Origin of the sequence: Mangrovicella endophytica (genome assembly GCF_002893625.1) — a bacterium.
GTDB lineage: Bacteria > Pseudomonadota > Alphaproteobacteria > Rhizobiales > Rhizobiaceae > Mangrovicella > Mangrovicella endophytica.
The window spans coordinates 160524-186069 of record NZ_PKMZ01000001.1; the positions used below are offsets into that span (position 1 = coordinate 160524).

Below are 25546 nucleotides of genomic sequence, written 5' to 3' on the forward strand. Positions count from 1 at the left end.
GGCAACAGCGCGCAAGGCAGGTGGGGACCGTGTTCAGGATTTTGATGCCGCGCAGCGTCTCCGGCCAGATCGCCATGATCGTCGTCGTGTCGGTGATCATCGTTGTGGTGGTCGGACGTGTCGGCGACATGATCCGCCACAGCCCGCTGCTGGGCCTCAACAGCTTCGACACCTTCTATGAACAGGCGGCGGCCATAGCGCCGCTGATGCGGCAAGTCGCGCAGGATCGGCAGGACGATCTCGCATCCGCCTTTGCGGGCACCGGTCTCGACCTCAGGGTGGTCGACCCTGTCGAGGCGGAGCGGCTGGCTGGTACGGCGACTGCTCCGAGCGCGCTGAGGCGGATCATCAACTGGATCTTTCCTCCGGACGACGAGCCGGACGGTAGCCGGGTGTTCGACACGCGCGAGGGGGCGATGCTCCTGATCCCCTTGAATGAGGCATCGACGCTCGTCGCATACGGTCCGCCGCAGCCGCTCGTCAGCAACGACGTCCTCGGCCCGCTGAGCTATTACGTGCTGGCATTCGCAACGCTGCTCATTCTCTTTGGCCTTTATTCGCGATGGGCGTTCCTGGCGCCGCTGGCCCGGATCTCCGATGAGGTGAAGCGGTCGAATGGGACGGAAGACGAGCGTCTGGTCAGCGAGCATGGCCCGCCGGAAGTCGTGGCGCTGACGGATGCGCTCAACCAGATGCGTGGCCGCGTGCGCGACCTCCTGGAAACGCGAGCTCGGATGCTGCGCGGCGTCAGCCATGATCTTCGCACCCCGCTGACACGGCTGCGCCAGCGGATTGAACGGCTCGACGACGAGCCCGTCCAGCAGAAGATGCTGTCGGATGTCGATCAGATCGACAGGCTGATCGAGGAAACGCTGGACTATCTGCGCATGGATGCCACCGGTGAGGAGCTCGAGCGTGTCGATGTCGCAAGCCTCCTGCAGACCATCGCCGCCGACTTCGCCGATCTCGGCTCGGCGATCCGCTATGAGGGTCCCGATCATCTGGCAGCGATGCTCAAACCCAACTCGATGCTCCGCGCCGTCACCAATCTCTGCGGCAACGGTCTGAAATTCGGAACCGAGGTCAGCATCATCTTGTCCCGGAACGAGAGCAGCGTCCGTATTGACGTGGTCGACGATGGCCCGGGTATTCCGGCGAACTTGCGCGACCGCGTTCTGGAGCCGTTCTTCAAGGCCGATCTGTCGCGCAGCGACGGTGACCGCAACCAAGGGTTCGGGCTCGGACTGTCGATCGTCGCCGAGATCGTTGCGGCCCATCGCGGCCGGTTGACCCTGCTCGACAACGAGCCCTCGGGGCTGGTTGCGCGGGTGGAGTTTCCACGGTGACCAACACCGCCCTCTCGCTCTGCAGCATGATGGTGAAGGCGGGTCCGTGCGGTCGACGCTGCCGGCTGAGAGGTCCTCAAGAGCGATGCACACGAAGGAAGTAGCTCATTGTCGTCTGACTTACCGGCGTCGCCGCGCATCCTGATCGTCGAGGACGATCCCGAGATCGGGCCGATGCTGCGCGATGCGCTTGCTGCGGGCGGGATGACGGCCGAGCTCGCGACCGACGGCCGCGACATGGACGAGCGTCTGCGTGGAAGCGCCTTCGACCTCGTCGTGCTCGACGTGATGCTTCCCGGCGAGGATGGCCTCAGCCTCTGCCGGCGTTTGCGTGCCGGGTCCAACGTCCCGATCCTCATGCTGACGGCGCTCGCAGAGGAGATCGACCGGATCATCGGCATCGAGATCGGCGCGGACGACTACATCACCAAGCCGTTCAGCACGCGCGAAGTTCTGGCACGCATCCGCGGCCTGCTCCGGCGCGCGTCCTACTCCAAGGTCGGAACGGAGCGCGTCCGGCCTCTGCGGTTCGATGGCTGGCGCATCGACCCTTTACGCCGGCAGCTTCACGATCCGCAGCACACAAGAATATCGCTGACGGCGGCGGAGTTCGACCTGCTGCTCGCCTTTTGCCGAAATCCGGGAAAGATCCTGACGCGCGAGGAGTTGCTGACGCTCACCCATGCCGGGCTGGCGGGGCCGGTCGAGCGGAGCATTGACGTGCATGTCAGCCGTCTGCGGCAGAAGATCGAGGCGGACCCGCGCGAGCCGACGCTCCTGAAGACGGTGCGGCTTGGGGGCTACATGTTCGCCGCGAATGTCGAGCCGGCTTGAGACGCTGCGTCAGGGCAGATGGATGAAGACCGGCAGGTGGCCGGTCTGGTGGGTGAGGACGACGAGCTGGATCACCGGCACCAGGGCCAGCCATGCCAGGCTGTCCAGCACCGTCCGGCGGTAGAGCTTCGGGTTGATCTCCAGCCGATCGACATCCGCCCATTGCCGAAGGCTGGGGACGAGCCGCGGAACCGCCAGATGATAGGTCCCGTATTCTTCGGGGAAAAGGCTCGCGAGCGCTTGCTCTTCGCGGTCGATAACGGGGCGGAAGATCAGCCAGCCGCCGACGAGGCACAGCAGCATCATCATGACGCTGCCGGTCTGGGCGCCGATCCCCGCCGTTGCGATGAAGGAAAAGAGATACAGCGGATTTCGGCTCAGGGAATACGGTCCGGAGCGCACCAGCCGCCGCGCCTTGTGTCCGCCGATATAGAGAGAGCACCAGGCGCGGCCCATCAATCCGAACACGATGAGCAGGAGACCGAAGGTCTCGACGAACTCGCGCAGGTAGTGGCCGTGATCCAGCCGCGCATCCGCAAAGAGGATCAGCGGCAGGACGATACCGGCCGCGATGCGGATGACGATCTTGCGGGTGCGCTGGGTTCGGCTGAGGGAGTAGCGGAGCGGATCGTTGAGCAATGGTGAGGTCCAGGGGCTTGCGACGCCGCTGGTGGCGCCGTTTGCCCGGACTTCTAGCGGTGCCGCCGCAGCCACGAGATTTGCTTTTGTTGCGAATGATGTCGGCGGCAAACGCCATGGGATAGCGCGTGCAGGATCTAGAGCATGACCGGCGAACACGGGACCGCTCTGCCGGAGGGGCATTCGGTTCGAGATCAAGGCGCCCGGGGGCGTAGCGGGCTGCGGCCGCAGGCCGGGCGGACGGGATCGGGCCTGATGCAGCCGGCCATCGCCGGAACTGCTCCAGGTCAGAGCGACGCATCGTCCTGTCCCTGAGGAGCGCCCCGCTTAGATAAGCGGCCAGGTCGTAGTCGGCATGCATGGAAGTTTCTGTCAGTGACGCGGTATTTCTTCAATCTCACCGATGGAACTCGCGATACCGACGACGTCGGCACTGATCTGGATGATGATCAATCCGCGCGCCTGATGGCCATTCAGTTCGCGGGTGAACTGATGCAAAACGAACCGCGGCTTCTCGATCACGGCCGGCTGTCGGTAGATGTGAGCGACCAGTCCGGCGCGACCGTCTTCATCGTGGAGATCAGCCTGACGGCGAAGTAGGAGCCGCGACGGCTCGTGACGGCGCCCGTCAGAAGGCGCCGGCGGTGGCAGTAAGATCGTCGGCATTTTGGCAGCTCGACCGCGATGGCTGCGGGTGGCGTCGTCGCAGCCCGTCCGCATGGAGAGGCGGTCACGTGAGCTTGCGCAGCAGGAACTCGTAGAAGCGCATGTCGTCGGCGCGCGAGATGTTGATCCGCATGCCGCGGGCGAGATCGCCATCCTTGTCGATGCAGAACACGCTGCCCGGCGCGATGAAGATGCCTTCGGCCGCCGCCGCCTTGGCCAGCTCGATGTCGTCGACGCCGCCGGGAAGGCGCAGATAGACATAGTAGCCGTCTGTGCGGCCCGAGACGACCTCGAGGCCCGCTTTGGCGAGGTTGGCGCGCACGCGCTCGGCGGCAGCTTCCGTGCGACGGGCAAGGCGCTTCAGATGCCGGTCGTAGTGGCCGTCGCCGATCAAACGGTCGATCAGCCGCTCGATATGGCCCGAGCTGTTGACGGTCGTCAGCATCTTCAACTCGGTCAGCTCGGCAATACGGTCCTCGCGCGCGGCTATGAAGCCCGAGCGCAGGCTCGCCGACAGCGTCTTCGAGAACGTGCCGATATGGACGACATTGTCCAGCTGGCCGAGCCGGGCAAGGCGGTTGTCGTCGACGATCGGCAGGTCCGCGAAGGGATCATCCTCGATGATCAGCACGCGCTGCCGGCTTGCGGCATTGAGGATCGCATGCGCCACCGGCAGCGTGACCGATCCGCCCGTCGGGTTGTGGCCAAGCGACTGCGTGAAGAACAGCCGGCCACGCTCGCTCTCGGTCTTGGCGATGAAGTCCTCGACGCTTGGCCCGTCCGGCGTCCTGCGAATACCGACCACGTTGGCGCGCGCGAGCCGCAGCTTGGCGAAGAGCGGGTAGTAGCCGGGATCGTCGACGAAGACCGTATCGCCCGGCGAGACCATCGCCCGGATCACGAGGTCAAGCGCATGGTTGGCGCCGAAGGTCAGGAGGATGTTGTCCTCGCCGGCGGCGATCTGCCGGCCCGTCAGCCGCTGGGCGATCTGCCGGCGCAGCGGCAGGAACCCGGCCGCCGAGCCATAGGCCTCGAGGTCCGCCGGCATGACCCGGCCATAGGAGCCGAGATGGCGCCGAAGCTCCGAGCCTTCCATCCAGGAGGAAGGCGGGCGCCCGTCGCCAACCCGGATGGCGAAGCTTTGATGCAGCTGGGCACCGAGCAGCGAGGCGATGTCGATCGCCTCCGCGACATGCTTCGGACGCCGCGGCTCGGCATGATCCTCCCCCGTTACCACAAAGCCGGAGCCCGCCCGCGAGACGGCGTGGCCGGACAGGACAAGCCTGTCATAGGCGTCGACTATCGTGTTCTTGGACACGCCGAATTCCACTGCTGCGCTGCGGATCGACGGCAGGCGGGCGCCGGAGGGCAGGGCGCCAGCCTCGATGCTGTCCCGGATGCGGCGGGCGACGGCGGCGGCGAGGCTTTCCCCGCGCCCTTCGGCTCTTGCGCCGCTCATCGAGACAGACGATGGGTACACTTCATGACGAATCGTTCCAACTGTACCTTTCTCTCAGGCTACATAACCGCTTTGCTTGTTCGCAAGTGAAGGCATGGCTTTGGGAGGAGCAGCCGATGGCTGGCTTGGATTCAGGCGTGGCGGGACCCGTCGTGAGCTCGCGGCTGGAGAGCCTGCGCAACCTGTCGCCGGCGGACCGGCTGCAGCGGATTGCCGACGCGGCCTTCCTCGAAGCGCCTGAGCGTGCCGCGCTCGGCGGCGGCGCCCTGCCGTTGACGCTCGCGAACGGCATGATCGAGAATGTCGTCGGCACCTTTGAGCTGCCGATGGGCGTTGCCACCAACTTCACCATCAACGGGCGTGACTTCCTGGTGCCGATGGCCGTGGAAGAGCCCTCGGTCGTCGCCGCGGCCTCCTACATGGCGCGCATCGCCCGCGGCTGCGGCGGTTTCCAGACCTCCAGCACCGGGCCGATCATGCGGGCGCAGGTGCAGGTCCTGGAGGTCGCCGATCCCCACGGGGCGCGGGCGAGGGTTCTGCGCGAGCGCGACGCGATCATTGCGGCCGCCAACGTCAAGGACAAGGTGCTGGTCTCCCTCGGCGGCGGCTGCCGCGATATCGAGGTGCACATCTTCGAGGAGACGCCGGTCGGCGCCATGCTGGCGGTGCATCTGCTCGTCGACGTGCGTGACGCGATGGGCGCCAACACCGTCAACACCATGGCCGAGACGGTGGCGCCGATGATCGAGCGCATCACCGGCGGCGTCGTGCGGCTGCGCATCCTGTCGAACTACGCCGATCTGCGGCTTGCCCGCGCGACGGTGTCGGTGACCCCGGAGGCGTTGGCGACCAGCGACTATTCCGGCGAGCGCATCGCCCGCGGCATCGTGGAGGCCTGCGCCTTTGCGATCGTCGATCCTTATCGGGCCGCGACGCACAACAAGGGCATCATGAACGGCATCGACCCGATCGTGGTGGCCACCGGCAACGACTGGCGGGCCATCGAGGCCGGCGCGCATGTCTGGGCGGCCCGCACCGGGCGCTACACCTCGCTCAGCCATTGGGAGATCGACGGGCGCGGCAATCTCGTCGGCACGCTGGAGATGCCGATGGCGCTCGGCCTCGTCGGCGGCGCGACCAAGACCCATCCGGCGGCCCGCGCCGCCCTGAAACTCCTCGGCGTGCGCTCCGCGCAGGAGCTGGCGGAAGTCACCGTCGCCGTCGGCCTTGCCCAGAACATGGCCGCACTAAGGGCGCTCGCGACCGAAGGTATCCAGAAGGGTCATATGGCGCTGCATGCGCGCAACATCGCCATCGTCGCCGGTGCTAGCGGCGACGAGATCGAGCGGGTGGCGGCGGAGCTTGCGGCAGCGCACGACGTGCGCGTCGATCGTGCCAAGGAGCTGCTCGAAGCGATGCGGGGCGGCGGGGCCTGATCCATGAGCACGTCCGCCGAGACCGATAGCGGCCGCCAGCGCATCCGGGCGGTCCTGCGCAGCCAGGAGGGCATCGTACTCCTGCTGGCCGCGGCGGCTTTCGTGCTGTTCTCGGTATTGCTGCCGAGCTTCCTCAGCCCCGGCAACCTTTTGGCGCTGGTGCGCAGCGTCTCCATTCTCGGCATCCTGGCGCTCGGCATGGCGCTGGTGGTGATCGCCCGCGGCATCGACGTTTCGATGATCGCCGTGATGGTGGTCTCGGTCTCCTGGGCCTTCGTCATCACGCGGGCCGGCTATCCGTTCGAGCTCGCTCTCCTGATCGGCGCCGGCTTCGCCCTGCTGGCGGGGATCGCCATCGGCGCGCTGATCGCATTTGGCGAAGTGCCGCCGATCTTTGCGACGCTTGCGGCTGGCTCGGTCATCTACGGCACGGGGCGGACCTTCTTCTTCACACTCGAGATGCAGAACGTGCCGCCGGACACCGACTGGTTCCGGCTGATCGGGCAGGGCAGCCTCTTCGGCATTCCGGTGACCATCGTCGCCTTCGCAATCCTCTGCGTGGTTGTGCAACTCGTGCTCAGCCGGACCCGCTTCGGCTGGACGATCTATGCCATGGGCAACAATCCGAATGCGGCGCGCATCACCGGTCTTCCCGTCCGGCCGATGATCGTCGCGCAATATGCGATCAGCGCCCTGATCGCCTATGGCGCCGGCCTGATCCTGGCGTCCTCGGCCTCGGCGATCAACGCGCGGCTGTTCAACTCCACCATGATCTACGACATCCTGCTGGTGGTGGTGCTCGGCGGCATCGGCCTCAATGGCGGCCATGGCAGCGTGCGCAACGTGGTGCTCGGCACCGTGTTCGTCGGCATTCTGCTCAACGGGATGACCATCCTCAACATCGACTACACGATCCAGAACCTCGTCAAAGGCGTCGTGCTGCTGCTGGCGATCGTGATCGATTCCATCGTGAACCCGCGCGACGAGCAGACGTCGCAGCAGGGGGATCTGTAACGTCCACCGCTTGATGAATCTGGGAGGAAACCATGAAAGGCGGACTATTCGGCAGGATCGCTCTGACAGCCGCTGCACTGGCAGCCGGCCTGTCTTTCGCCAGCGCGCAGAACAAGGGTCTGGAGAACCCGCGCAGCACGGCGTTCCAGGAGTCGCTCAAGGGCAAGAAGGTGGTCTTCGTTCCGCTATCCATGGGCTTCGACCTGACCGAGGGCTGGGCTGCGCAGATGCGCAAGCAGGCTGACCGCCTCGGCTACTCCTTCGAAATCCGCGATCCCGCCTGGAGCACGGATGCCGGCACCAAGGCGATCCAGTCACTGATCTCGGAGAAGCCGGACCTGATGGTGGTCCACAATCCGGACATCCAGTCCTATGCGCGGCTCCTGAAGCAGGCGCAGGCCGCCGGCATCAAGATCGTCCAGATCAACCTTGAGTCCAACACCACCACCGACTCCTATGTCGGCGCCGACTGGAGCGAGATCGGCCGCAAGGCCGCCGAGGCCGTTGCCGAGAAGTGCGACGCCGGCAAGGGCGTCTCCACCAAGGTCGCGATCGACACGGGCGTTCCGACGGCCGCCTCGGACGTCTTCCAGCTCGACGGCATCTACAAGGTGCTCGACCAGCATCCGGACATCCAGGTCGTCTCACAGCAGGCGACCGAGTACAATCCGGAAAAGGCGCGCTCGATCATGTCGACGGTGCTGCAGCAGCATCCGGACCTGTGCGGCGCCATCGGCATCTGGGACAACCAGGACACCGGCACCGCCTCCGCCATCAAGGAAGCCGGCAAGAGCGACCAGGTCTTCCTGGTGACGTCGGGCGGCGGCAACCAGGTTGGCTGCGAGAACGTCAAGAACGGGCTCTTCAACCTCTATATCAGCTACAACGTGCCTCTGCAGGGCGACTTGCTGAACCAGGAGATCGCACGCCTGCTGATGTCGGACGGCACGGCCGGCGAGGTGCAGACACTGTACTTCAACCCGCTGACGCTGATCACCAAGGACAACGTCAACCAGCGCAACTGCTGGACCCTCGACGACCTGAAGTAAGGCGTCTTCGACCATGGCTAGCAGCGATACGCTGACCCGCCTTCGCTACAGGTATCTCTCCGGCCGTTTGGTCGGAGAGATCCTGTCGAAGAGCTGGATCGACAGCGCGATCCCCGTCGCCGCACTTCTTGCGGTGCTGGTGGCTCTCGCGGCCCTCATTCCCGGCGTCTTCAATGCTGGCTATATCGCCGATCTCAGCCGCCAGCTGGCTGAGTTTGGGCTGGTGGCGCTCGCGCTCACCATCGTGATCCTCTCCGGCGGCATCGATCTGTCCGTCGGATCCACCTTCGCCCTCTGCGTCCTCGGGGCGCTCGTCGGCATGAACGTGCTCGACATCGGGATTGCCGCCTCGCTCGCCGTAACGCTTGGCGTCGGCATCGTCTGCGGCCTCGTGAACGGTGTCCTGATCGGCTATCTGCGCCTGCGCGCCTTCATCACCACGCTGGTCACGCTGGTGATCTACCGCGCGATCTACGACATCGTCTTTCCGCGGCTTGCCAGCGTCATCGTCGCCAGCACGCCGGATTCGCCGACCTGGGACTATCTCGGCTTCGGCGACTTCTACGGCGTGCCTGTCTCCTTCATCGTCTTCGCCGCCGTGGCGCTCGCGCTGCACATTACCCTGTCGCGCCTGCGGCCCGGCTGGCGGCTGCGCGCGGTCGGCGGCGCCCGCAAGTCCGCCTTCAATGCCGGCATCGACGTCAAGCGCACCGTGTGCCTGGCCTATGTCGCCTCCGGCCTGCTGACGGCCATGGCCGCCTTCCTGTTCTCCGCGCGCCTCGGCAGCACCGGCGCCGATACCGGCATCGGCATGGAGATCTCGGTGCTGACTGCCGTGGTGCTCGGCGGCGTTTCTCTCGGTGGTGGCCGCGGCTCCGTCGGCAATGCGATCGTCGGCGCCATCCTGGTCCTGGTTCTCACCAACGGTCTGATCCGGATGTCGACGCCGGGATCGGTGAACCAGCTGGTCCTCGGCGCCATCCTGATCCTCGCCGTCTTGTTCGACGCCAAGTGGGTCAAGAACCGCAGCAAGATCCTGAGCCGCGTCTATGTCTCGCCGACCTATCTCGCCCTGCCGGAGCGGTCGAAGGCGGCGGAGGCGGCCTTTGCGCTGAACGACCGCCTGGGCGCGGCGGAGCCGATCGGCCTCGGCATCGTCGAAGGGCCGGAGGACGTCGTGCTCGATGCCGATGACAATCTCTATACCGGCACGCGCCACGGTACGATCGTCCGCTTCCTGGCGCCCGACTACCAGCGCAGCGAGATCTTCGCGCGGATCGGCGGCCATCCGCTCGGGCTCGCCTTTGCCGAGAACGGGGATCTCCTCACCTGCGTCGGCGGCATGGGCGTCTACCGCGTCGATCGGGAGGGAGTCGTGAGCCGCGTCGCCGACGAGACCAACCGGAGCTGGCTGTCGGTCATCGACGATTCGCGGCTGCGCCTGCCGGACGATCTCGATGTCGCGCCGGACGGCCGCATCTTCTTCAGCGAGGCGACGATCCGCTACGAGATGGCGGACTGGGTGACCGATGCCCTGGAAGGGCGCGGCAACGGCCGGCTGATCTGCCACGATCCCAGGTCGGGCAAGACGCAGACGGTGCTGCGCGGGCTGGTCTTCCCGAATGGCATCACCATGTGCCGCGATGGCCAGTCGCTGCTCTTTGCCGAGACCTGGACCTGCCGCATCTCCCGCTACTGGTTCGATGGCCCGAACAAGGGCAAGCGCGAGGTCTTCACGGCCAACCTGCCGGGCTACCCAGACAACATCAACCGCGGCTCCAACGGCACCTTCTGGGTGGCGCTGCTTGGCCTGCGCACGCCGACCTTCGACCTCGCGATGCGCAAGCCCGCCTTCCGCCGTCGCATGGCCCGGCGGATCGCGACGGACGAATGGCTGTTCCCGAACGTCAACCGGGGATGCGTGGTGCACCTGTCCGAAACCGGCGAGATCCTGGATGTGCTGTGGGATCAGGCGGGCGAGAACCACCCGTCCGTGACCTCGACCTGCGAGCACAAGGGCTATCTTTATCTCGGCGGCGTCTCCAACAACCGGATCGGCCGCGTGCGTCTGCCGGATGCTGATCCCGAGTGGACGGCGCGCCGCGACACCTGGGGGCGCGGCTGATGGGCCTTCTTTCACGCATCGCCGACCTGTTCGGCCGTGGCGACGACGATGCCCTCAGCATCCCGCCGATGGACGGCGTCCTGAAGCCGAACGACCGGCTCGACCAAGCCGAGCGGATCGCTGACTTCGCGGAAGCTGACAATCTGGCGGTGCTGGACGGCCAGCTCGTCTGCAGCAGCGGCGACACGCTTTACCGCATCGACCCGGAGAGCCGGCAGGCCGAGCCGATCCGCCGCTTCGGGGGAGCGGTGACGATGACGGCGGCGTCCGCCGGCGGCCTGCTCGCCGTCGGCGTCGAGGGCGCTGGCATCGAGTTGCAGACAAGCGAGGGCTGGCGGCCGATCGATCTCGGCGACGCCAACCGCTGCATCACCGCCGCGGTCTTCCGCAGCGAGCACGAGATGATCGTCGCAGTTGGCTCCAGCCGGTTCGCATGCGCGGACTGGAAGCGTGACCTGATGAGCAAGGGCTCCAGCGGGCGCGTTCTCGCTGTCGATCTCGGGACAGGCGCGACCCGCGTCCTTGGCGAGGGCCTGGCCTTTCCGTACGGCGTTGCCATCGGCCAGAACGGCGCGGTGATCGTCGCCGAGAGCTGGCGGCACCGGCTCGTGGTGCTGGCGTCCCAACCAAGCGCGCGGCCTCAGGTGCTCCTCGACCGCCTGCCGGCCTATCCGGCACGGCTTCTCGCTGCGTCCGGCGGCGGGTTCTGGCTGGCCCTGTTCGCGCCGCGCCGGCAGCTGACCGAGCTGGTGCTTCTGGAGGACGGCTACCGCGCCGAAATGATGGCGACCATTCCGCCGGAAAGCTGGATCGGTCCGGACTTTTCGGACGCTGCCAATGGCGACCAGCCGCTGCAGGCAGGTTCGGTGCGCCAGATGGGCATCATGAAGCCCTGGGCGCCATCGCGCTCCTACGGGCTTGTCGTCCGGCTCGATGCGAGTTTCCAGCCTGTGGCGAGCTTCCATTCGCGCGCGCATGGCCAGATGCACGGCGTCGCCTCCGTTGCCGAGCTGGATGGCCGGCTCTACGCCGCGGCGCGTGGTGCCGGAGCCTTGTTGCGGCTGCAGCCGGAGGCGGTGTCATGAGCGAGACGATCGTCGAATTCAGAAACGCCACCAAGGCGTTCCGCGACGTTCCCGCCTTCCAGAACGTCAACTTCACGCTCCGTCGTGGCGAGGTGCATGCGCTGCTCGGCGAGAACGGCGCCGGCAAGTCGACGCTGACCAAGGTTCTGGCCGGGCTTTACCCTCTCACCTCCGGCGAGATGCTGGTGGAGGGCACGCCGCGCAGCTTTGGCTCGCCCGCCGAGGCGCTGTCGCACGGCGTCGCCATGGTGTTCCAGGAGACCAACCTCATCCCCTCCATGACGGTCGCGCAGAACCTGTTCCTGGGCGAGGAGAAGTTCTTCAACCGGCTGCGCGGGATCAACATCAAGGCGCAGCAGCAGCTGCAGCGGCTGAGCTTCCATGTCGAGCCGACAGCGCTGGTCTCCTCGCTGGGCGCGGCCAAGAAGCAGATGGTGGAGATCGCCCGCGCCGTGCAGCGCCAGGCGCGCATCTTCGTCTTCGACGAACCGACCGCGACGCTGACGCCGGAGGAGAAGCAGCACTTCTTTGCCCTCGTCGAGCGCCTGAAGCGCGAGGGCCATTCGATCATCTTCATCAGCCACGCGCTGGAGGAAGCCCTGGCGCTGGCCGACCGCATCAGCATCCTGCGGGACGGCGCGCTGGTGGTGACGGACGATGCCGCCAACTTCAGCCGTGACCGCATCATCCAGGCCATGGTCGGCCGCCAGCTGAAGGACGAGCTCTACGGCACGGCGGGCGCACGCAAGGGCCGGCCGGCCGGCGCCAAGGTGCTGGCGCTCGAGAACGTCTCGATGGGCAAGGCGGTGCGCAGCGCCACATTGTCGGTCTTCGCCGGACAGGTGACCGGCATGTTCGGCCTCGTCGGCGCCGGGCGCACGGAGATGATGAAGATCGCCGCCGGAGTCCTGAAGCGCAACATCTTCCATGGCGGGCGCATCCGGCTGCATGGCCGCAGCGTGCGATTCAGCGTGCCACGCGCGGCGGTGGGCCGCGGCATCGCCTACATCACCGAGGACCGCAAGCTCGACGGCATCTTCGACACCATGGGCATCGCCGAGAACATCTTCTTCGGCCGGCTCGCCAAGGGGGCCAATCCGGTTTCCGTCGTCACCATGGCGCAGGCCCGCCGCGACGCTGCGGACTGGATCGAGAAGCTCGCCATCCGCACGATCCGCCGCAACGCCAAGGTGGTGGAGCTGTCCGGCGGCAACCAGCAGAAGGTGGTGATCGCCAAGAGCCTCATCCAGGCGCCCGAGATCATCATCTTCGACGAGCCGACCCGCGGCGTCGACGTCGGCGCCATCGCCGAGATCCACGCGACGATCCAGCGCCTCGCCGATGCCGGTGCAGCGGTGGTGGTGATCTCGTCATACCTGCCAGAGATCCTCGCTATATCCGACCGTGTGCTGGTCGCCCGCCAGGGGCGCATCGTCGAGGAAATGGCGATCGAGGAAGCCAGCGAAGAGAAGATCATGTACGCGGCGGTGCACTGATGGAGGGAGACCGGACGGCGATCATCGTCGAGGTCGGGCCGCGCGACGGGCTGCAGAACGAGAAGGCGATCATCTCCACCGAGGACAAGCTGCAGCTGATCGCGATGCTGGCTGAGGCCGGCCTGTCCCGCATCGAGGCTACGGCCTTCGTCTCGCCGAAATGGGTGCCGCAGATGGCCGACCATGACGCGGTGATGCGGGGCGCGGCTCGAGGCCCGGGACTGCGCCTGTCCGCTCTGGTGCCGAACGAGAAGGGTGCCGTTTCGGCCATTGCCGCGGGTGCGCAGGAACTGGCCGTCTTCGCCAGCGCCTCCGAAAGCTTTGCACGCCACAACACCAACTGCACCATTGCCGAGAGTATCGCCCGCTTCGAGCCGGTGTTGAGGCTCGCCGAGGCGCACACCCTGCCGGTGCGCGGCTACATCTCCTGCGCCACCGACTGCCCCTATGAAGGCGAGATCGAGCCCTCGGCGGTGCGTGCCGTCGCCGAGCGGCTGCTCGATCTCGGCTGCGGCGAGATCGCCGTTGCCGACACGCTCGGCCGTGCGCGGCCGGAGCGGGTCGAGCGCATGCTGGATGCAGTGACGGCGGCCGTGCCGGCCGACCGGCTTGCCTGCCACTTCCACGACACGTCCGGCATGGCGCTCGCCAATATCGACGTCGCGCTCGGTTTCGGCATCCGCATCTTCGACGGCGCGGTCGGCGGGCTCGGCGGCTGCCCTTATGCGCCGGGCGCTGCGGGCAATCTCGACACGGCGCGGCTTGCGGCTCACCTCGCGAGCCGAGATTACGGAACCGGTGTCGACATCGATCGGCTCGCATCTGCCGAGCGCTTTATCCGGCGCATCGTGCCTCGCCAGCCGCTGGCCCGCGATTCCGCCGAAGCGAGAGCCTGATCCTGCCCGCCGGAGTGGCGTTGGACGTCAGTGCGATATGCAACTCGTGGCCGGCGCAATCACCGTATCTCGGTGGACAACAACCGCCGCCATGATGCCGCGGCCAGGCTGCGTTTGCAACGGCGCGCTGCTGACATCGTCGGCAGCGTGGACAGCCGGAGCCGAGGTGCAGTCTCCGCAATACGATTTCATCGCGCCAAATCGGAGGAATTTTTTACATCTGGACACAGCGTGAAAATTATCGACATTAGCCGGCATGATCGAGCGAGCACGACCTTCTGACGCCGACCAGATCGGCTGGCTAATGCGCCTGGCCTTCGGCATGACGGAGGAGCGAACCAGCGAATACGTCGCCAATCTCGGGACCGACGCCTTCTTCGTGATGCGCTGCGGCGGCGCGCTGTCCGCCTGCGCGGCGCTTCTCGACACCCGGCACCGCTTCGGTGGCGGATGGGTGCCCGCCGCCAATATCGCGCATATCGCCATCGCGCCGGAAGCGCGGGGCAGCGGCCTCGCCCGGCCGCTGGTGAACGGCCTCGCCGGCGCTGCGGCCGAACGCGGCGCCGCGATGGTGTCGCTCTTCGCCTCGGCTCGGCCCGTCTACCGCAAGTGCGGCTTCGAGCTCGCCGGAAGCGAGATCGTCTACGAGGCCGAGACGGCGGCCCTGCCGGCCAAGACGGAGCACTCATTCCGCTCCGTCGCTCTGGACGATCCGGCTCTGCGCGCCGCCTATGACGCAAAGACGCAGGCGGAAGCGGGGCTTCTCGACCGGGCGGAGGCGCATTGGCACGAGCTCCTGCGCGCCCCACGCCAGGGCCTTGCTGCCTTCGGGGCAGGCGAGGCTGAACTCTCGGCCTATGCGATCATCGACGCCTCGGACCCGAACGTCCTGATCGTGCGCGACTGGTTTGCGGCGACAGGTGCCGAGGCGACCAGCCTTCTCGCCTTCTTCGGCCGCTTCCGGTCCGTTTATCCGCTGGTGCGCTGGCATGGCGGCCCACATGACGACCTCGTCGCGGCCATGCCGGACAAGGGCTGGCGCCTCCTGCATCAGGAGGAATGGCTGGCGCGCATCCTCGACCCGAAGGCGGCGCTGGAGGCGAGAGGTTATGTCGTTCGCGACGCTACGCTCAACCTGTCCATCCGGGAAGACGGGGGAGGGCAGTCCGACCTCATCCTCGACATCGCCGGCGGTAGGGCGAGCGTCCGTGAGGGGGTTGAACCCGGCGCCCCCGGCGTCGCGGTGCGCTCGGCCTTCCTGTCCTCGCTCTTCACCGGCTTTAGGTCCGCCTCCCACCTCCAGCGGCAGGGACATCTCGCGGCGGATGCAGACGGCACGCGTCTGGCCGACCTCGTCTTCGCCGGTCCTCCTCCCTGGCTCGCCGAGCACGTGTAGAGTCTGGCAGGAACCGACGGGAGGAGCATGAGATGTCGCAGGCGCTGATCGCCAGACTGAGGTCGCTTGCAAGCGACATGACGCCCGCCCTGGCGCGCGTCGCGGACGCCGTGCTCGCCCAGCCCGACACGACGCTCTACCAGAGCATTACGGAACTGGCTGAATCCTCGAACTCCTCGGAAGCCAGTGTCATGCGCTTCTGCCGCGACCTTGGATTCTCCGGCTTCCAGGATTTCAAGTTGGCGCTCGCCAAGGAACTGGCGACCGACGGGCGGTCTGCGGGTGCGGGGTCGCCGGCGGACGATATCCAGCGACTCGTGGAAACGGCCGTCGTCGCCCTGCGCGAGACGGAGCAACTGATCGTGCGGGCCGACATCGAAACCGCGGCCGAGAAGCTCTTGTCGGCGACCTTCGTCGAGTGCTTCGGCGTCGCGGCATCGGCCATCACGGCCCAGTACCTCGCCTACAAGATGTCGCGGATCGGGCGCGTCTGCCGAGCCGCGAGCGACGCGCCGCTCGCCGTCATGGCGGCCCGGACCGCCACAAGCGGAGCCGTTCAGGTTGTGGTGTCCAGCTCGGGCTCGACGATCGACGCGGTTCGTGTGGCGGAGGTCGCGAAGGCAAACGGGACCTTCGTCATCGGCATCACCAACCGGGCCAAGAGCCCCCTGGTCGCGTCCTGCAATCTGTCGCTGGTCGCCTCCTGGCCGGAGACGCCTCTGACCGGCGGCGCCTTCCCCTCCAAGATCAGTCAATTGCTCATCGTCGACGCTTTGATCGGGGAGATGGGCCGCCAGGACCCGAACTGCCTCGTCACGGCCGAGAAGACAGCGGAAGTCGTCAGTGACCGAAGTTTCTAACAGTGCCGTGCGGTCCGTCGACATCGGCGGCACCAAGGTCGCTCTCGCAATGGTGGAGGGTACCCGCGTCACGGAACGACGCCAGTTCCCAACGCCGCGCACCGACCGCGGAAGCGACCTCGTCGCCGCCATTGCGAGCGCTCTCGGCGCCATGCCCGGAGACGGTCCGGTGGCGATCGCGACCACCGGCCTGGTGGACGAAGGTCGGCTGACGGCGCTCAACCCCGATACCCTGCCGATCGAGAACGGCTTCCCGCTCGTCGACGCGTTGCGCCAAGTGATCGGCTCTCCGCCGCTCCTCGTCAACGACGCTCAGGCAGCCGCCTGGGGCGAGTACCGCCACGGCGCCGGACGCGGATGCGCCAGTTTCGCCTTCATGACCGTGTCGACCGGCATTGGCGCCGGCATCGTCGTAGACGGACGATTGATCGTTGGGCGTCGCGGCCTTGCCGGCCATCTCGGTCATGTCGTGGCGGAGCCTGAGGGGACACGCTGCGGCTGCGGACGGCGCGGCTGCCTGGAGACGGTCGCTTCGGGCACCGCACTCGCGCGTCTCGCCACCGCCGCCTTCGGGCGGGCCGTCGCCGCTCCCGACTTGTTCGCCCTCGCGGCCGAAGGGGACACGATGGCCGAAGGCATGATCCGCAGTGCAGCCCGATCCATCGCCATCGCCCTCGGCAACCTTGCGGCGAGTTGCGACGTGGAGCGGATCGCGCTCGGCGGCGGGGTCGGTCTGGCGCCGGGCTTCCTGGAGCGGGTCGTCGAGGCGGCGGCGGAACTCCCCCCGACGTTTCACCGCGAGATCGTCAGGGCCGAGGCCGGACCGGATGCCGGGCTCATCGGCGTCGCGGCGCTGCTTGCAGAACGGTGATGAAGGAATTTTTCATCACCAAAGTAGAGTTGACGGATTAATTCATTTCGGATTAGCTCGCTTCAACATCCGTGGACCCGGTCCACTCAAGCGAAGCACTGAAGTCCGTGACCCTCTCACGCCTCACCGATCTCTCAGGCACCCTTGTCGTGTCGTGCCAGGCCGAACCGGGCCTGCCGCTCGATGCGCCGGAGCACATCGTCGCGCTTGCACGCTCTGCCGTGATAGGGGGCGCCGCAGGTCTGCGCATCCAGGGCGTCGACAACATCAGGGCAGTGCGCGCTGCCAGCGGCTTGCCTCTGATCGGCCTTTTGAAGGTCGTGCGCCTGGGCACTGACATCTACATCACGCCGTCAATCGCAGACATCGATGCAGTGGTGGATGCGGGGGCCGATATCATCGCCTTTGACGCAACGGACCGCCCGCGTCCCGACACGGTCCAGACGCTCTGCGAGAGGGTGCGGCGGGCCGGCCGCCTGTCCATGGCGGATATCAGCACGGTGGAAGAGGGGCAGCACGCCATCGACGCGGGGGCCGACATCGTCAGCACCACGATGTCGGGCTACACGCCCTATTCCCGTCAGCTTGCCGGACCGGACTTCGCGCTGATGTCCGAACTCGCTGCCGCCGGCGTTCCGTTCGCCGCCGAAGGCCGGATCTGGTCCGGCGAGGAGGCGCGCCGTGCCCTCGATCTCGGCGCCCGCTTCGTCGTCGTCGGAAGCGCCATCACCCGGCCCGACATGATCACGCGGCGCTTCGTCGACGAAGCCCTGCACAATCGTACCCAGAAGCTCAAAGGACATGCCGCGGAATGAGCGACACGAAACGCATTGCCGTCATCGGCGCCGGATTCATGGGCTCCATGCATGCGTCGATCTTCGCGCGCCTCAAGGGCTGCGAGCTCGTCGCCATCGTTGATCCGAATACGACCCTGGCGACGTCCGTTGCGGAAACGCTCGGCGGCTGCAAGGTCTACGCCTCGCATGAGGAACTCCTCGCGAGCGAGCAGCTCGACCTGATCAGCATCTGCACGCCCGACAATCTCCATCTGGCGCCCGCGCTGGCCGCTGCCGAGAAGGGCGTCCACCTCTTCATCGAGAAGCCCATCGCCTCTTCGCTCGACGAGGCGAAGCAGATCGTCGAGGCGTGCCGCAAGGCCGGGACCAAGCTCGGGATCGGCTATCTCCTGCGGTTCGATCCCCGCTACGCGCACGCCAAGGAGCTGATCGCGACCGGCCGCACCGGCGCGCCGATCCATCTCTATGCCCGGCGCAACAGCGCCCGGACAGAAGGGCCGAAGCGCTATGCCGGCAAGCTGCCGCTCGCCCTCCACGTGACGGTCCACGACGTCGACCTCGCCCTGTGGATGCTGGAGGGGCAGAAGCCGGTTTCGGTCTATGCGCAGGAGACCGACCGGCTCCTCGGGCCGATCGGAACGCAGGACACGATCGCAGCCATCGTGCGCTTCTCGGACGGCACGATCGTCAACTTCGAGAGCGCGTGGTCGCTGCCGTCGGGCGCGCGTCACATGATCGATGCACGCCTCGAATTCATCGGGACGGACGCCTCCTTCGAGATCCAGTGCGGCGACAGCGGCCTCTACTTCGCCGACAACGAGCGCTCGCAGGAGATCGACACCCAGCATTGGCCGACCGTCGGCGGCAAGGTCGAGGGCGACCTGAAGCGTGAGCTGGAGGGCGTGATCGACTGGCTCGACGGCGGCAACGCGCCCGTCGCGAGCGGAGAGGAGGCGATCGCCTCCCTTGAACTGACGCTCGCCATGATCCGGTCGGCGGAGACCGGCGACGTAATTCGCCTTTCGTAACAGCAGTCCAGCCAGCGGTGGCATTGCCGCGTTCAAGGGGAGATGAAGCATGATCAGCAGGCGTAACCTTCTGGCGGCCACTGCGGCGGTCGGTATTCTGGCGGCCTTCCCGGGCTCGTCTGTGGCACAGGACAAGCCGTTCGACGGTGTCCAGCTCTCCGTCCTGATGGAAGGGCATCCGACCACGGACGCCATCAGCAAGATGCTGCCCGCCTTCACCGAGGCGACCGGTATCGACGTTCAGCTCGAAGTCGTGCCCGAGCAGGATATCACCGCCAAGACGCTTCTGGAGTTCTCCTCGAAGTCCGGCCGGTACGACGTTGTCCAGAACAACATCATCTATGTGCCGGGCTTCGTCGCCTCCAACTACATCGTCCCGCTCGACGATACGCTCGCCAAATACGCGCAGTACTTCGACAAGGCCGATTTCGTCCCCGGCTACTTCAACACCAACGTCGTCGACGGCAAGACCTACGGCCTTCCGGTTTACGGCGAGAGCACCTTCCTGATGTACCGGAAGGACCTTTTCCAGGAATACGGCCTCTCCGAGCCGAAGAGCTTCGAAGACATCGAAGCGGCGGCCAAGACCGTGTCGGAGAAGACCAACAAGGAGATCGCCGGCATCACGATGCGCGGCCAGCAGGGCATCCAGGGCGTCTATGTCTGGGCGGCCTATCTCTGGGGTTTCGGGGGTTCGTTCCTCGATGAATCCGGCAAGTCGGCCCTCGCGACGCCCGAGGGCATCGCAGCCCTCGAAGCCTTCACCAAGGTGCTGCGCGAGTATGGTCCGGTCGGCGTTGCCAACTTCGGCTGGGAAGAGAACCGTCTCCTGTTCCAGCAGGGCAAGGCGGCGATGACGCTCGACGCCACGGTCAACGGCGCCTTCAACGAGGATCCCGCCGTCTCCACGGTTGCGGGCAAGGTTGGCTATGTCCCGGTTCCGATGAAGTCGGCCTCGCCGAAGGGAGGGTCGTCCTCCCTGGCGGTGCACAGCCTCTATGTCTCGGCGGACTCGCAGAACCAGGAGGCGGCGGCTGTCTTCGCGGCCTGGGCGACGGCCAAGGAGCAGCAGGTGAAGTCGCTCGAGACCGATCCGAACTCCGGCGTCACCTCGCTCACCGCGCTCAACGGCGAGGCTTTTGGCAAGCGTTACGGCGCTTTCAAAGACGCGATGCTGGCCGCGATCAACCAGGGCAACCCGCAGTATCTGCCGACGATCGACAAGGCCAACGAGGTCATCAACAACACGGGTATCGCCGTCTCGAAGGCTCTCGCCGGCGCGAGCAGCGCGGCCGACGCCCTGAAGGAGGCCGACACGGCCAACAACGCCGCGCTCGCCCGCTGATCCCGAGCCTGACGGCTGAACCGACGAAGGACCGGGGCTTCTGCCCCGGCTCCTCCCTGATCAACGGAGGCCTTCGCCCGTGACGACTCTCGCCGACCCGACCCGCTACTTCCATCGGCCGATCGTCGCGGCGCTCGGTGTCGTCTCGGTCATCCTGACGGCCTATGTCGTCTGGCTGACTCTGCGTGACGTCTCGCTGCTGCGCGCCGGCCAGGACGCCTTCGTGGGAGCGGACAACTACCTCCGCCTCTGGAACGACCCGCGTGCCATCTCGGCGCTCGTCCGCACGGCCCTCTTCACCGTGTTGGCCACGGGTATCGAGGTTGCGCTCGGCCTTGCGATCGTCCTGTTCCTCGATCGCGATTTTGCGCTGCGGCGCCTCGTGCGCGCCCTTCTTCTCGTCCCGATCATCATGACGCCCGTGGTCGTCGGCCTCACCTGGCGCTTCATCTTCGACCCCGCGACAGGCATGGCGAACTACGCCCTGTCGGTGCTCGGCATCGGCCCGGTCGACTGGCTCGGCAGCACCGAGGTCGCGATCTTCTCGGTGCTGATCGCCGATGTCTGGCAGTGGACGCCCTTCGTCGTCCTTCTGGTCATGGCGGGGCTGGAATCCGCCCCGACCGACCCGCTCGACGCCGCCCGCGTCGACGGCGCCCGCGAGTGGCAGGTGACCTGGTACATCCTCCTGCCGATGCTGCGGCGGGTGCTCGCCGTCGTCGCGCTGATCCGGGCGATCGACTCCATCAAGGCCTTCGACCTCTTCTACATCATGACTCGGGGCGGGCCGGCGCTGTCGACGGAGACGCTGAACTACTACGGTTACGTCGCCGCCTTCACCAACTTCGACATCTCCTACGCCCTGACCATCGCGCTGGTGCTGACGGTGTTCACGAACGTCGCGCTCCTGACGATGTACGGCGTCCTCTTCCCCAAGTCCGGAGAGCGCTGATGCTGAGGCGCATCCTCTTCTACCTGGCGCTGGCTCTTCTGATGGCGGCGGTGCTGTTCCCGCTCTATTGGGTCGTCGTGACGTCGTTCAAGACGACGCGAGACGCTTTCGCCATCCCGCCCGTCTGGTTCTTCGAGCCGACGATGGACAACTATCGCCGCATCCTGGCGAACCGGGGCTTCCTGGCGGCCTTCGCCAACAGCTTCGTGGTCTCGATCGTCTCCAGCGCGATCGCGGTGGCGATCGGCGCCGTCGCCGCCTACGGGCTCGCCTCGCAGGACGCTCCCTACCGGCGCAGCCAGGAGAAGTTCATCCTGACGCTGCGCATTGCGCCGGCGCTCCTGTTCGTCATCCCGGTCTATTTCCTGGCGACCCGGATCGGCGCCCTGAACACCCACTGGCTGCTGATCGCGGTCTACGCCTTCATCAACATCCCCTTTGCGATCTCGCTTCTTCTCACCTTCTTCAACGATGTTCCAAGGGAGCTGAGGGACGCGGCGCGCGTCGACGGTGCGCGCGAGTTCACGGTGTTCTCAAGGGTGTTCCTGCCGGCGGCCAAGGGCGGCATCGTCGCCACGATGATCCTCTGCGTCCTCTTCACCTGGAACGAGTTCTTCATCGCCCTGGTGCTGTCGGGCCGGAGCACCCAGACCCTTCCGGTCAGCATCACCTCCTTCCTCACATTCCAGGGCATTCAATGGGGTGCGCTGACCGCTGCCGGCAGCCTCATCATGCTTCCGATGATCATCCTGGGGCTTCTCGTCCAGGGACAGATCGTCCGCGGCCTGACCCTCGGCAGCGTCAAAGGTTGACGGATCCATCCATGGCCAAGCTCTCGATCCAGTCCGCCACGAAATCCTATGGCGCGCTCGCCGTGCTCGACAGGGTGTCGATCGATGTCGAGGAGGGCGCCTTCGTCGTCCTGCTCGGCCCCTCCGGCTGCGGAAAGTCGACGCTGCTCCACGCCATTGCGGGTCTCCACCCCATCGACTCCGGGCAGATCCTGATCGGGGACAGGGACGTCACGCAGCTCCCGGCGCGTGAGCGGGACGTGGCAATGGTGTTCCAGTCCTACGCCCTTTACCCAACGATGACCGTGGCGGAAAACATCGCCTTTCCCCTGAAGATGCGCGGGACCGACAAGGCCCGCACGCGTGCGCAGGTCGATGAGGTCGCCAAGCTCCTCCAGATCGAGCCGCTGCTGGCCCGCTATCCCCGCGAACTCTCGGGCGGCCAGCGACAGCGCGTCGCCATCGGCCGGGCTCTCGTGCGCGACCCCAAGCTGTTCCTGTTCGACGAGCCGCTGTCGAACCTCGACGCGGCGCTGCGCACGGACCTGCGCGCCGAGATCAAGCGCCTGCACCAGACGATCCGGCGCACCATGGTCTACGTCACCCACGACCAGATCGAGGCGATGACCCTCGCCACCAAGATCGTGATCATGAGCAAGGGCGTCGTCCAGCAGGCCGGCACGCCGAGCGAAATCTACCACGAGCCGGTGAACCTCTTCGTCGCCCGCTTCATCGGTTCGCCGGCGATCACGCTCCTCAAGGGGCGCGTCGAGCCGCTTGGCAGCGGCTACGGCTTCAGGGTCGGGAACGAGGGAGCCGGGACTGCTTCCGACGCGATCGAGCTGCCGAACGCCGCTGCGCTGGCGGAGCTTCGGGGACGTGACCTGCTCATCGGCGTGCGTCCCGAGAACGTCGATGTCGGCGCTGCCTCGGCCGGCGCGCTGCCGGCGGTGGTAGACCTCGTCGAGCCGACCGGTCCGGAAGACATCGTCACCTTGAGGGTCGGCGATCAGCCTTCGATCGTGCGGCGACCCGCCGGTACGCTCACCCAAGGCGAGACCGTCGGCATCAGATTCCCGCCGGCGAAGGTCATGCTGTTCGACCCTGCTTCGGGCGAGCGCCTGCTCTAGCCGAGCTGGCCATACCCATTCGGCAGAGGGCCGGCCCCGCGCGCGCCGCCACCGCCGGATCCAAGAACCGAGGAAGCTCCCATGCAGACGCCCACCCTGATGCAGCGCGAGATCGAGGAAACGCCGCAGGCCGTCGCGAGGCTGCTCGACCAGTCCGGCGACCAGTTGCGCGAGGCGGGGCGCCGCCTGCGTGAACTCGATCCAAGGGTCGTCGCCACGATCGCCCGCGGCTCGTCCGACCACGCGGCGACCTATTTCAAATACGCCACCGAGATCACCTCCGGCGTGCCCGTCGCCTCACTCGGCCCCTCGCTCGCCTCCGTCTACGGGACGGCGCTGCGCCTGGCGGGGAGCGCCGCGGTTGCGATCTCGCAATCCGGCCGCAGCCCCGATATCGTGGCGCTGCTTCAGGCCGCCGCAACGGGCGGTGCGCAGACGATTGCGCTCGTGAACGCGCCGGAGTCACCACTCGCACAAGCCGCGGACATCGAGATTCCTTTGCGCGCGGGCCCGGAACTCAGCGTCGCGGCGACCAAGAGCTTCGTCGCCTCCGCCGTCGCAGCGCTCGCGCTGCTGGCTCAATGGCGCGAGGATCGAGGTCTCCTCTCAGCAATCGCCTTGCTGCCCGACCAGCTGGCCGCCGCTCTCGAAACGGATTGGTCACCGGCCCTGGAGCCGTGCCGCACCGCCACATCGCTCTACACGAGCGGACGGGGCCCGGGCTTTGCGGTCGCGTCCGAGGCGGCGCTGAAGCTGAAGGAAACCTCGATCCTGCATGCGGAGTGCTTCTCCGGCGCTGAGATTGTGCACGGCCCGGTGTCGCTCGTGGAGGCCGGCTTTCCGGCCTTCGCCTTCCTGGTGGACGACGCCGCACGGCCCGGGATGCAGGAGCTCTGCCGCCGGCTCGACGGCGCCGGAGCAAGGCTCTTCGCGATCGGGGAAAGCCCGGTCGGCACCGTGCTGCCGCACGCGGCGACGGGCCACCCGCTCACCGAGCCGCTGTCGATGATCCTGTCCTTCTACCGCTTTGCCGAGGCGCTTTCGCGGGCCCGCGGCCACGATCCGGACAATCCGCGCGGACTGAAGAAGGTGACGGAAACAGTCTGATGGCAGCCTTTGCGCTTACCGGGGCCGCGGTATTCGACGGCGACACGACGCGCGAGGGCACGGCCGTCATCGTGTCGGACGGCCTCGTCGAGGCCGTTCGCCCCCAAGCTGAGTTGCCCGCGGGCATGCGCTGTACAGAGCTGGACGGCGGTCTGATTGCCCCCGGCTTCATCGATCTTCAGGTGAATGGCGGGGGCGGCGTTCTTCTCAACGAGAACCCGACCGTGGATGGGGTGCGGGCCATCTGCGCCGCACATCGGCGCTTCGGGTCCACCGCGCTCCTGCCGACCGTGATCACCGATCGGCCGGAGATCACCTTCGCTGCCATCGACGCGGTCGAGGCCGCGATGGCTGCCGGCGTGCCCGGGTGCCTCGGCATCCATGTCGAGGGCCCCTTCATCTCGCAGGCGCGCAAGGGTGCGCATGATCCGTCTCTCATCCGCGCGATGACCGACGCCGATGTCGAGCGTTTTCTGGCGACGCAGGTCAGACCTCTTCTCCTCACCGTCGCGCCTGAAAGCGTGTCGAACGCACGGATCGAACGCTTGGCGGCGGCCGGCATCCTGGTCTCGCTGGGCCACACCGACACAGACTTCGAGACCGCGATGTCGGCCTTCGCAGCGGGAGCCCGGTGCGGCACCCATCTGTTCAACGCGATGAGCCAGCTCGGCCATCGCGAGCCGGGCGTCGTCGGAGCGGCACTCGAGCGAGACGACGCCTGGTGCGGGATCATCGCGGACGGCCACCACGTGCACACCGCCGCGATCAGGATCGCGCTACGCGCCAAGCGAGGAGCTGGTCGCGTCTTCGCCGTCACCGACGCGATGGCGACAGTCGGCGTCGCGGACAACGTGTTCTGGCTGAACGGTCGCCGGGTCACGCGCCGCGACGGTCGGCTGACCCTGGACGATGGAACACTTGCGGGATCCGACCTGACGATGATCGGCGCGGTCCGCTATCTGCGCGACGTCGTGGGCGTGCCGTTCGAAGAGGCGCTCCGGATGGCTTCGCTCTACCCGGCCGAGTGCCTATGCGATCGCACCCGGGGACGACTGGCGCCGGGCCGGCGCGCCGATCTCGTTTGGTTGGATGGCGAGTCTCGCGTCGGCGCGACCTGGATCGACGGGCAGGTGGAGTGGGTCGCGGCCGCGTGATCCCGGGTATCTCGGGTGGATGGCGTCTGAACGTCGGCGCCGGGCGCCAGGCCGCCGGTTTACCTTCGGC

General features: G+C 66.8%; 23 protein-coding genes. 21 read left to right on the forward strand and 2 right to left on the reverse strand.

Going from position 1 to position 25546, the window contains the following annotated elements; translation table 11 throughout:
- The first annotated feature begins 44 nt into the window (after positions 1–44).
- Complete coding sequence (locus C0R46_RS00735) at positions 45–1346, forward strand: sensor histidine kinase (RefSeq protein ID WP_102957673.1); 1302 nt, start codon at positions 45–47, stop codon at positions 1344–1346.
- Positions 1347–1454: 108 nt separating this feature from the next.
- On the forward strand, positions 1455–2180 hold the full coding sequence (locus C0R46_RS00740) for a response regulator transcription factor (protein ID WP_102957674.1): 726 nt from the start codon (positions 1455–1457) through the stop codon (positions 2178–2180).
- Between the two features lie 9 nt (positions 2181–2189).
- Here the strand turns inward: C0R46_RS00740 and C0R46_RS00745 are convergent, their stop codons facing one another.
- A complete protein-coding gene (locus tag C0R46_RS00745) occupies positions 2190–2819 on the reverse strand; it encodes a methyltransferase family protein (RefSeq protein ID WP_157944509.1) in 630 nt (209 codons plus the stop codon).
- A gap of 375 nt (positions 2820–3194) precedes the next feature.
- On the opposite strand from C0R46_RS00745, the gene C0R46_RS00750 reads away from it, so the two are divergent.
- Positions 3195–3419: a DUF6894 family protein gene (locus C0R46_RS00750; RefSeq protein WP_102957676.1), complete on the forward strand. Its 225-nt coding sequence runs from the start codon at positions 3195–3197 to the stop codon at positions 3417–3419.
- A 130-nt stretch (positions 3420–3549) separates the two neighbouring features.
- Here C0R46_RS00750 and C0R46_RS00755 read toward each other — a convergent pair whose 3' ends face one another.
- Positions 3550–4944 (reverse strand): aminotransferase-like domain-containing protein, encoded by a 1395-nt coding sequence (locus C0R46_RS00755; RefSeq protein WP_102957677.1) that lies wholly within the window; start codon positions 4942–4944, stop codon positions 3550–3552.
- Positions 4945–5060: 116 nt separating this feature from the next.
- On the opposite strand from C0R46_RS00755, the gene C0R46_RS00760 reads away from it, so the two are divergent.
- The 18 genes from C0R46_RS00760 to nagA all read left to right on the forward strand — a co-directional run bounded on the left by C0R46_RS00760 (position 5061) and on the right by nagA (position 25476).
- Positions 5061–6380 (forward strand): hydroxymethylglutaryl-CoA reductase, degradative, encoded by a 1320-nt coding sequence (locus C0R46_RS00760; RefSeq protein WP_102957678.1) that lies wholly within the window; start codon positions 5061–5063, stop codon positions 6378–6380.
- 3 nt (positions 6381–6383) lie between these two features.
- Positions 6384–7394 carry an ABC transporter permease gene (locus tag C0R46_RS00765; RefSeq protein ID WP_102957679.1) on the forward strand — a complete coding sequence of 337 codons (1011 nt, stop codon included), beginning with the start codon at positions 6384–6386 and terminating at the stop codon, positions 7392–7394.
- A 32-nt stretch (positions 7395–7426) separates the two neighbouring features.
- The gene (locus tag C0R46_RS00770) at positions 7427–8443 is read left to right on the forward strand and encodes a sugar ABC transporter substrate-binding protein (RefSeq protein WP_102957680.1); all 1017 of its coding nucleotides are present in this window, start codon (positions 7427–7429) and stop codon (positions 8441–8443) included.
- 13 nt (positions 8444–8456) lie between these two features.
- Positions 8457–10568 (forward strand): ABC transporter permease, encoded by a 2112-nt coding sequence (locus C0R46_RS00775; protein WP_102957681.1) that lies wholly within the window; start codon positions 8457–8459, stop codon positions 10566–10568.
- On the forward strand, positions 10568–11653 hold the full coding sequence (locus C0R46_RS00780) for a hypothetical protein (protein WP_157944510.1): 1086 nt from the start codon (positions 10568–10570) through the stop codon (positions 11651–11653). The genes C0R46_RS00775 and C0R46_RS00780 overlap by 1 nt, the downstream gene beginning before the upstream one ends.
- On the forward strand, positions 11650–13149 hold the full coding sequence (locus C0R46_RS00785) for a sugar ABC transporter ATP-binding protein (protein ID WP_102957683.1): 1500 nt from the start codon (positions 11650–11652) through the stop codon (positions 13147–13149). The genes C0R46_RS00780 and C0R46_RS00785 overlap by 4 nt, the downstream gene beginning before the upstream one ends.
- Entirely contained in the window at positions 13149–14045 is an 897-nt protein-coding gene (locus C0R46_RS00790) for a hydroxymethylglutaryl-CoA lyase (RefSeq protein WP_102957684.1), read from the forward strand. Before C0R46_RS00785 ends, C0R46_RS00790 begins: the two co-directional genes overlap by 1 nt.
- A gap of 256 nt (positions 14046–14301) precedes the next feature.
- Positions 14302–15441 (forward strand): GNAT family N-acetyltransferase, encoded by a 1140-nt coding sequence (locus C0R46_RS00795; protein WP_102957685.1) that lies wholly within the window; start codon positions 14302–14304, stop codon positions 15439–15441.
- Positions 15442–15473: 32 nt separating this feature from the next.
- Entirely contained in the window at positions 15474–16301 is an 828-nt protein-coding gene (locus C0R46_RS00800; RefSeq protein WP_102957686.1) for a MurR/RpiR family transcriptional regulator, read from the forward strand.
- Positions 16285–17172: an N-acetylmannosamine kinase gene (locus C0R46_RS00805; protein ID WP_102957687.1), complete on the forward strand. Its 888-nt coding sequence runs from the start codon at positions 16285–16287 to the stop codon at positions 17170–17172. The genes C0R46_RS00800 and C0R46_RS00805 overlap by 17 nt, the downstream gene beginning before the upstream one ends.
- Before the next feature lie 107 nt (positions 17173–17279).
- Entirely contained in the window at positions 17280–17987 is a 708-nt protein-coding gene (locus tag C0R46_RS00810; RefSeq protein ID WP_102958542.1) for an N-acetylmannosamine-6-phosphate 2-epimerase, read from the forward strand.
- Positions 17984–18997 carry a Gfo/Idh/MocA family protein gene (locus tag C0R46_RS00815; protein ID WP_102957688.1) on the forward strand — a complete coding sequence of 338 codons (1014 nt, stop codon included), beginning with the start codon at positions 17984–17986 and terminating at the stop codon, positions 18995–18997. Before C0R46_RS00810 ends, C0R46_RS00815 begins: the two co-directional genes overlap by 4 nt.
- A 49-nt stretch (positions 18998–19046) precedes the next feature.
- A complete protein-coding gene (locus C0R46_RS00820) occupies positions 19047–20342 on the forward strand; it encodes an ABC transporter substrate-binding protein (RefSeq protein ID WP_102957689.1) in 1296 nt (431 codons plus the stop codon).
- Positions 20343–20421: 79 nt separating this feature from the next.
- Positions 20422–21294 carry a carbohydrate ABC transporter permease gene (locus C0R46_RS00825; protein ID WP_102957690.1) on the forward strand — a complete coding sequence of 291 codons (873 nt, stop codon included), beginning with the start codon at positions 20422–20424 and terminating at the stop codon, positions 21292–21294.
- On the forward strand, positions 21294–22106 hold the full coding sequence (locus C0R46_RS00830) for a carbohydrate ABC transporter permease (protein WP_102957691.1): 813 nt from the start codon (positions 21294–21296) through the stop codon (positions 22104–22106). The genes C0R46_RS00825 and C0R46_RS00830 overlap by 1 nt, the downstream gene beginning before the upstream one ends.
- Before the next feature lie 11 nt (positions 22107–22117).
- Positions 22118–23215 (forward strand): ABC transporter ATP-binding protein, encoded by a 1098-nt coding sequence (locus C0R46_RS00835; RefSeq protein ID WP_102957692.1) that lies wholly within the window; start codon positions 22118–22120, stop codon positions 23213–23215.
- An 81-nt stretch (positions 23216–23296) separates the two neighbouring features.
- Positions 23297–24322, forward strand: a complete 1026-nt coding sequence (locus C0R46_RS00840) for an SIS domain-containing protein (protein WP_102957693.1) — start codon at positions 23297–23299, stop codon at positions 24320–24322.
- Positions 24322–25476: an N-acetylglucosamine-6-phosphate deacetylase gene (gene nagA, locus C0R46_RS00845; RefSeq protein WP_102957694.1), complete on the forward strand. Its 1155-nt coding sequence runs from the start codon at positions 24322–24324 to the stop codon at positions 25474–25476. Before C0R46_RS00840 ends, nagA begins: the two co-directional genes overlap by 1 nt.
- Positions 25477–25546: the final 70 nt, after the last annotated feature.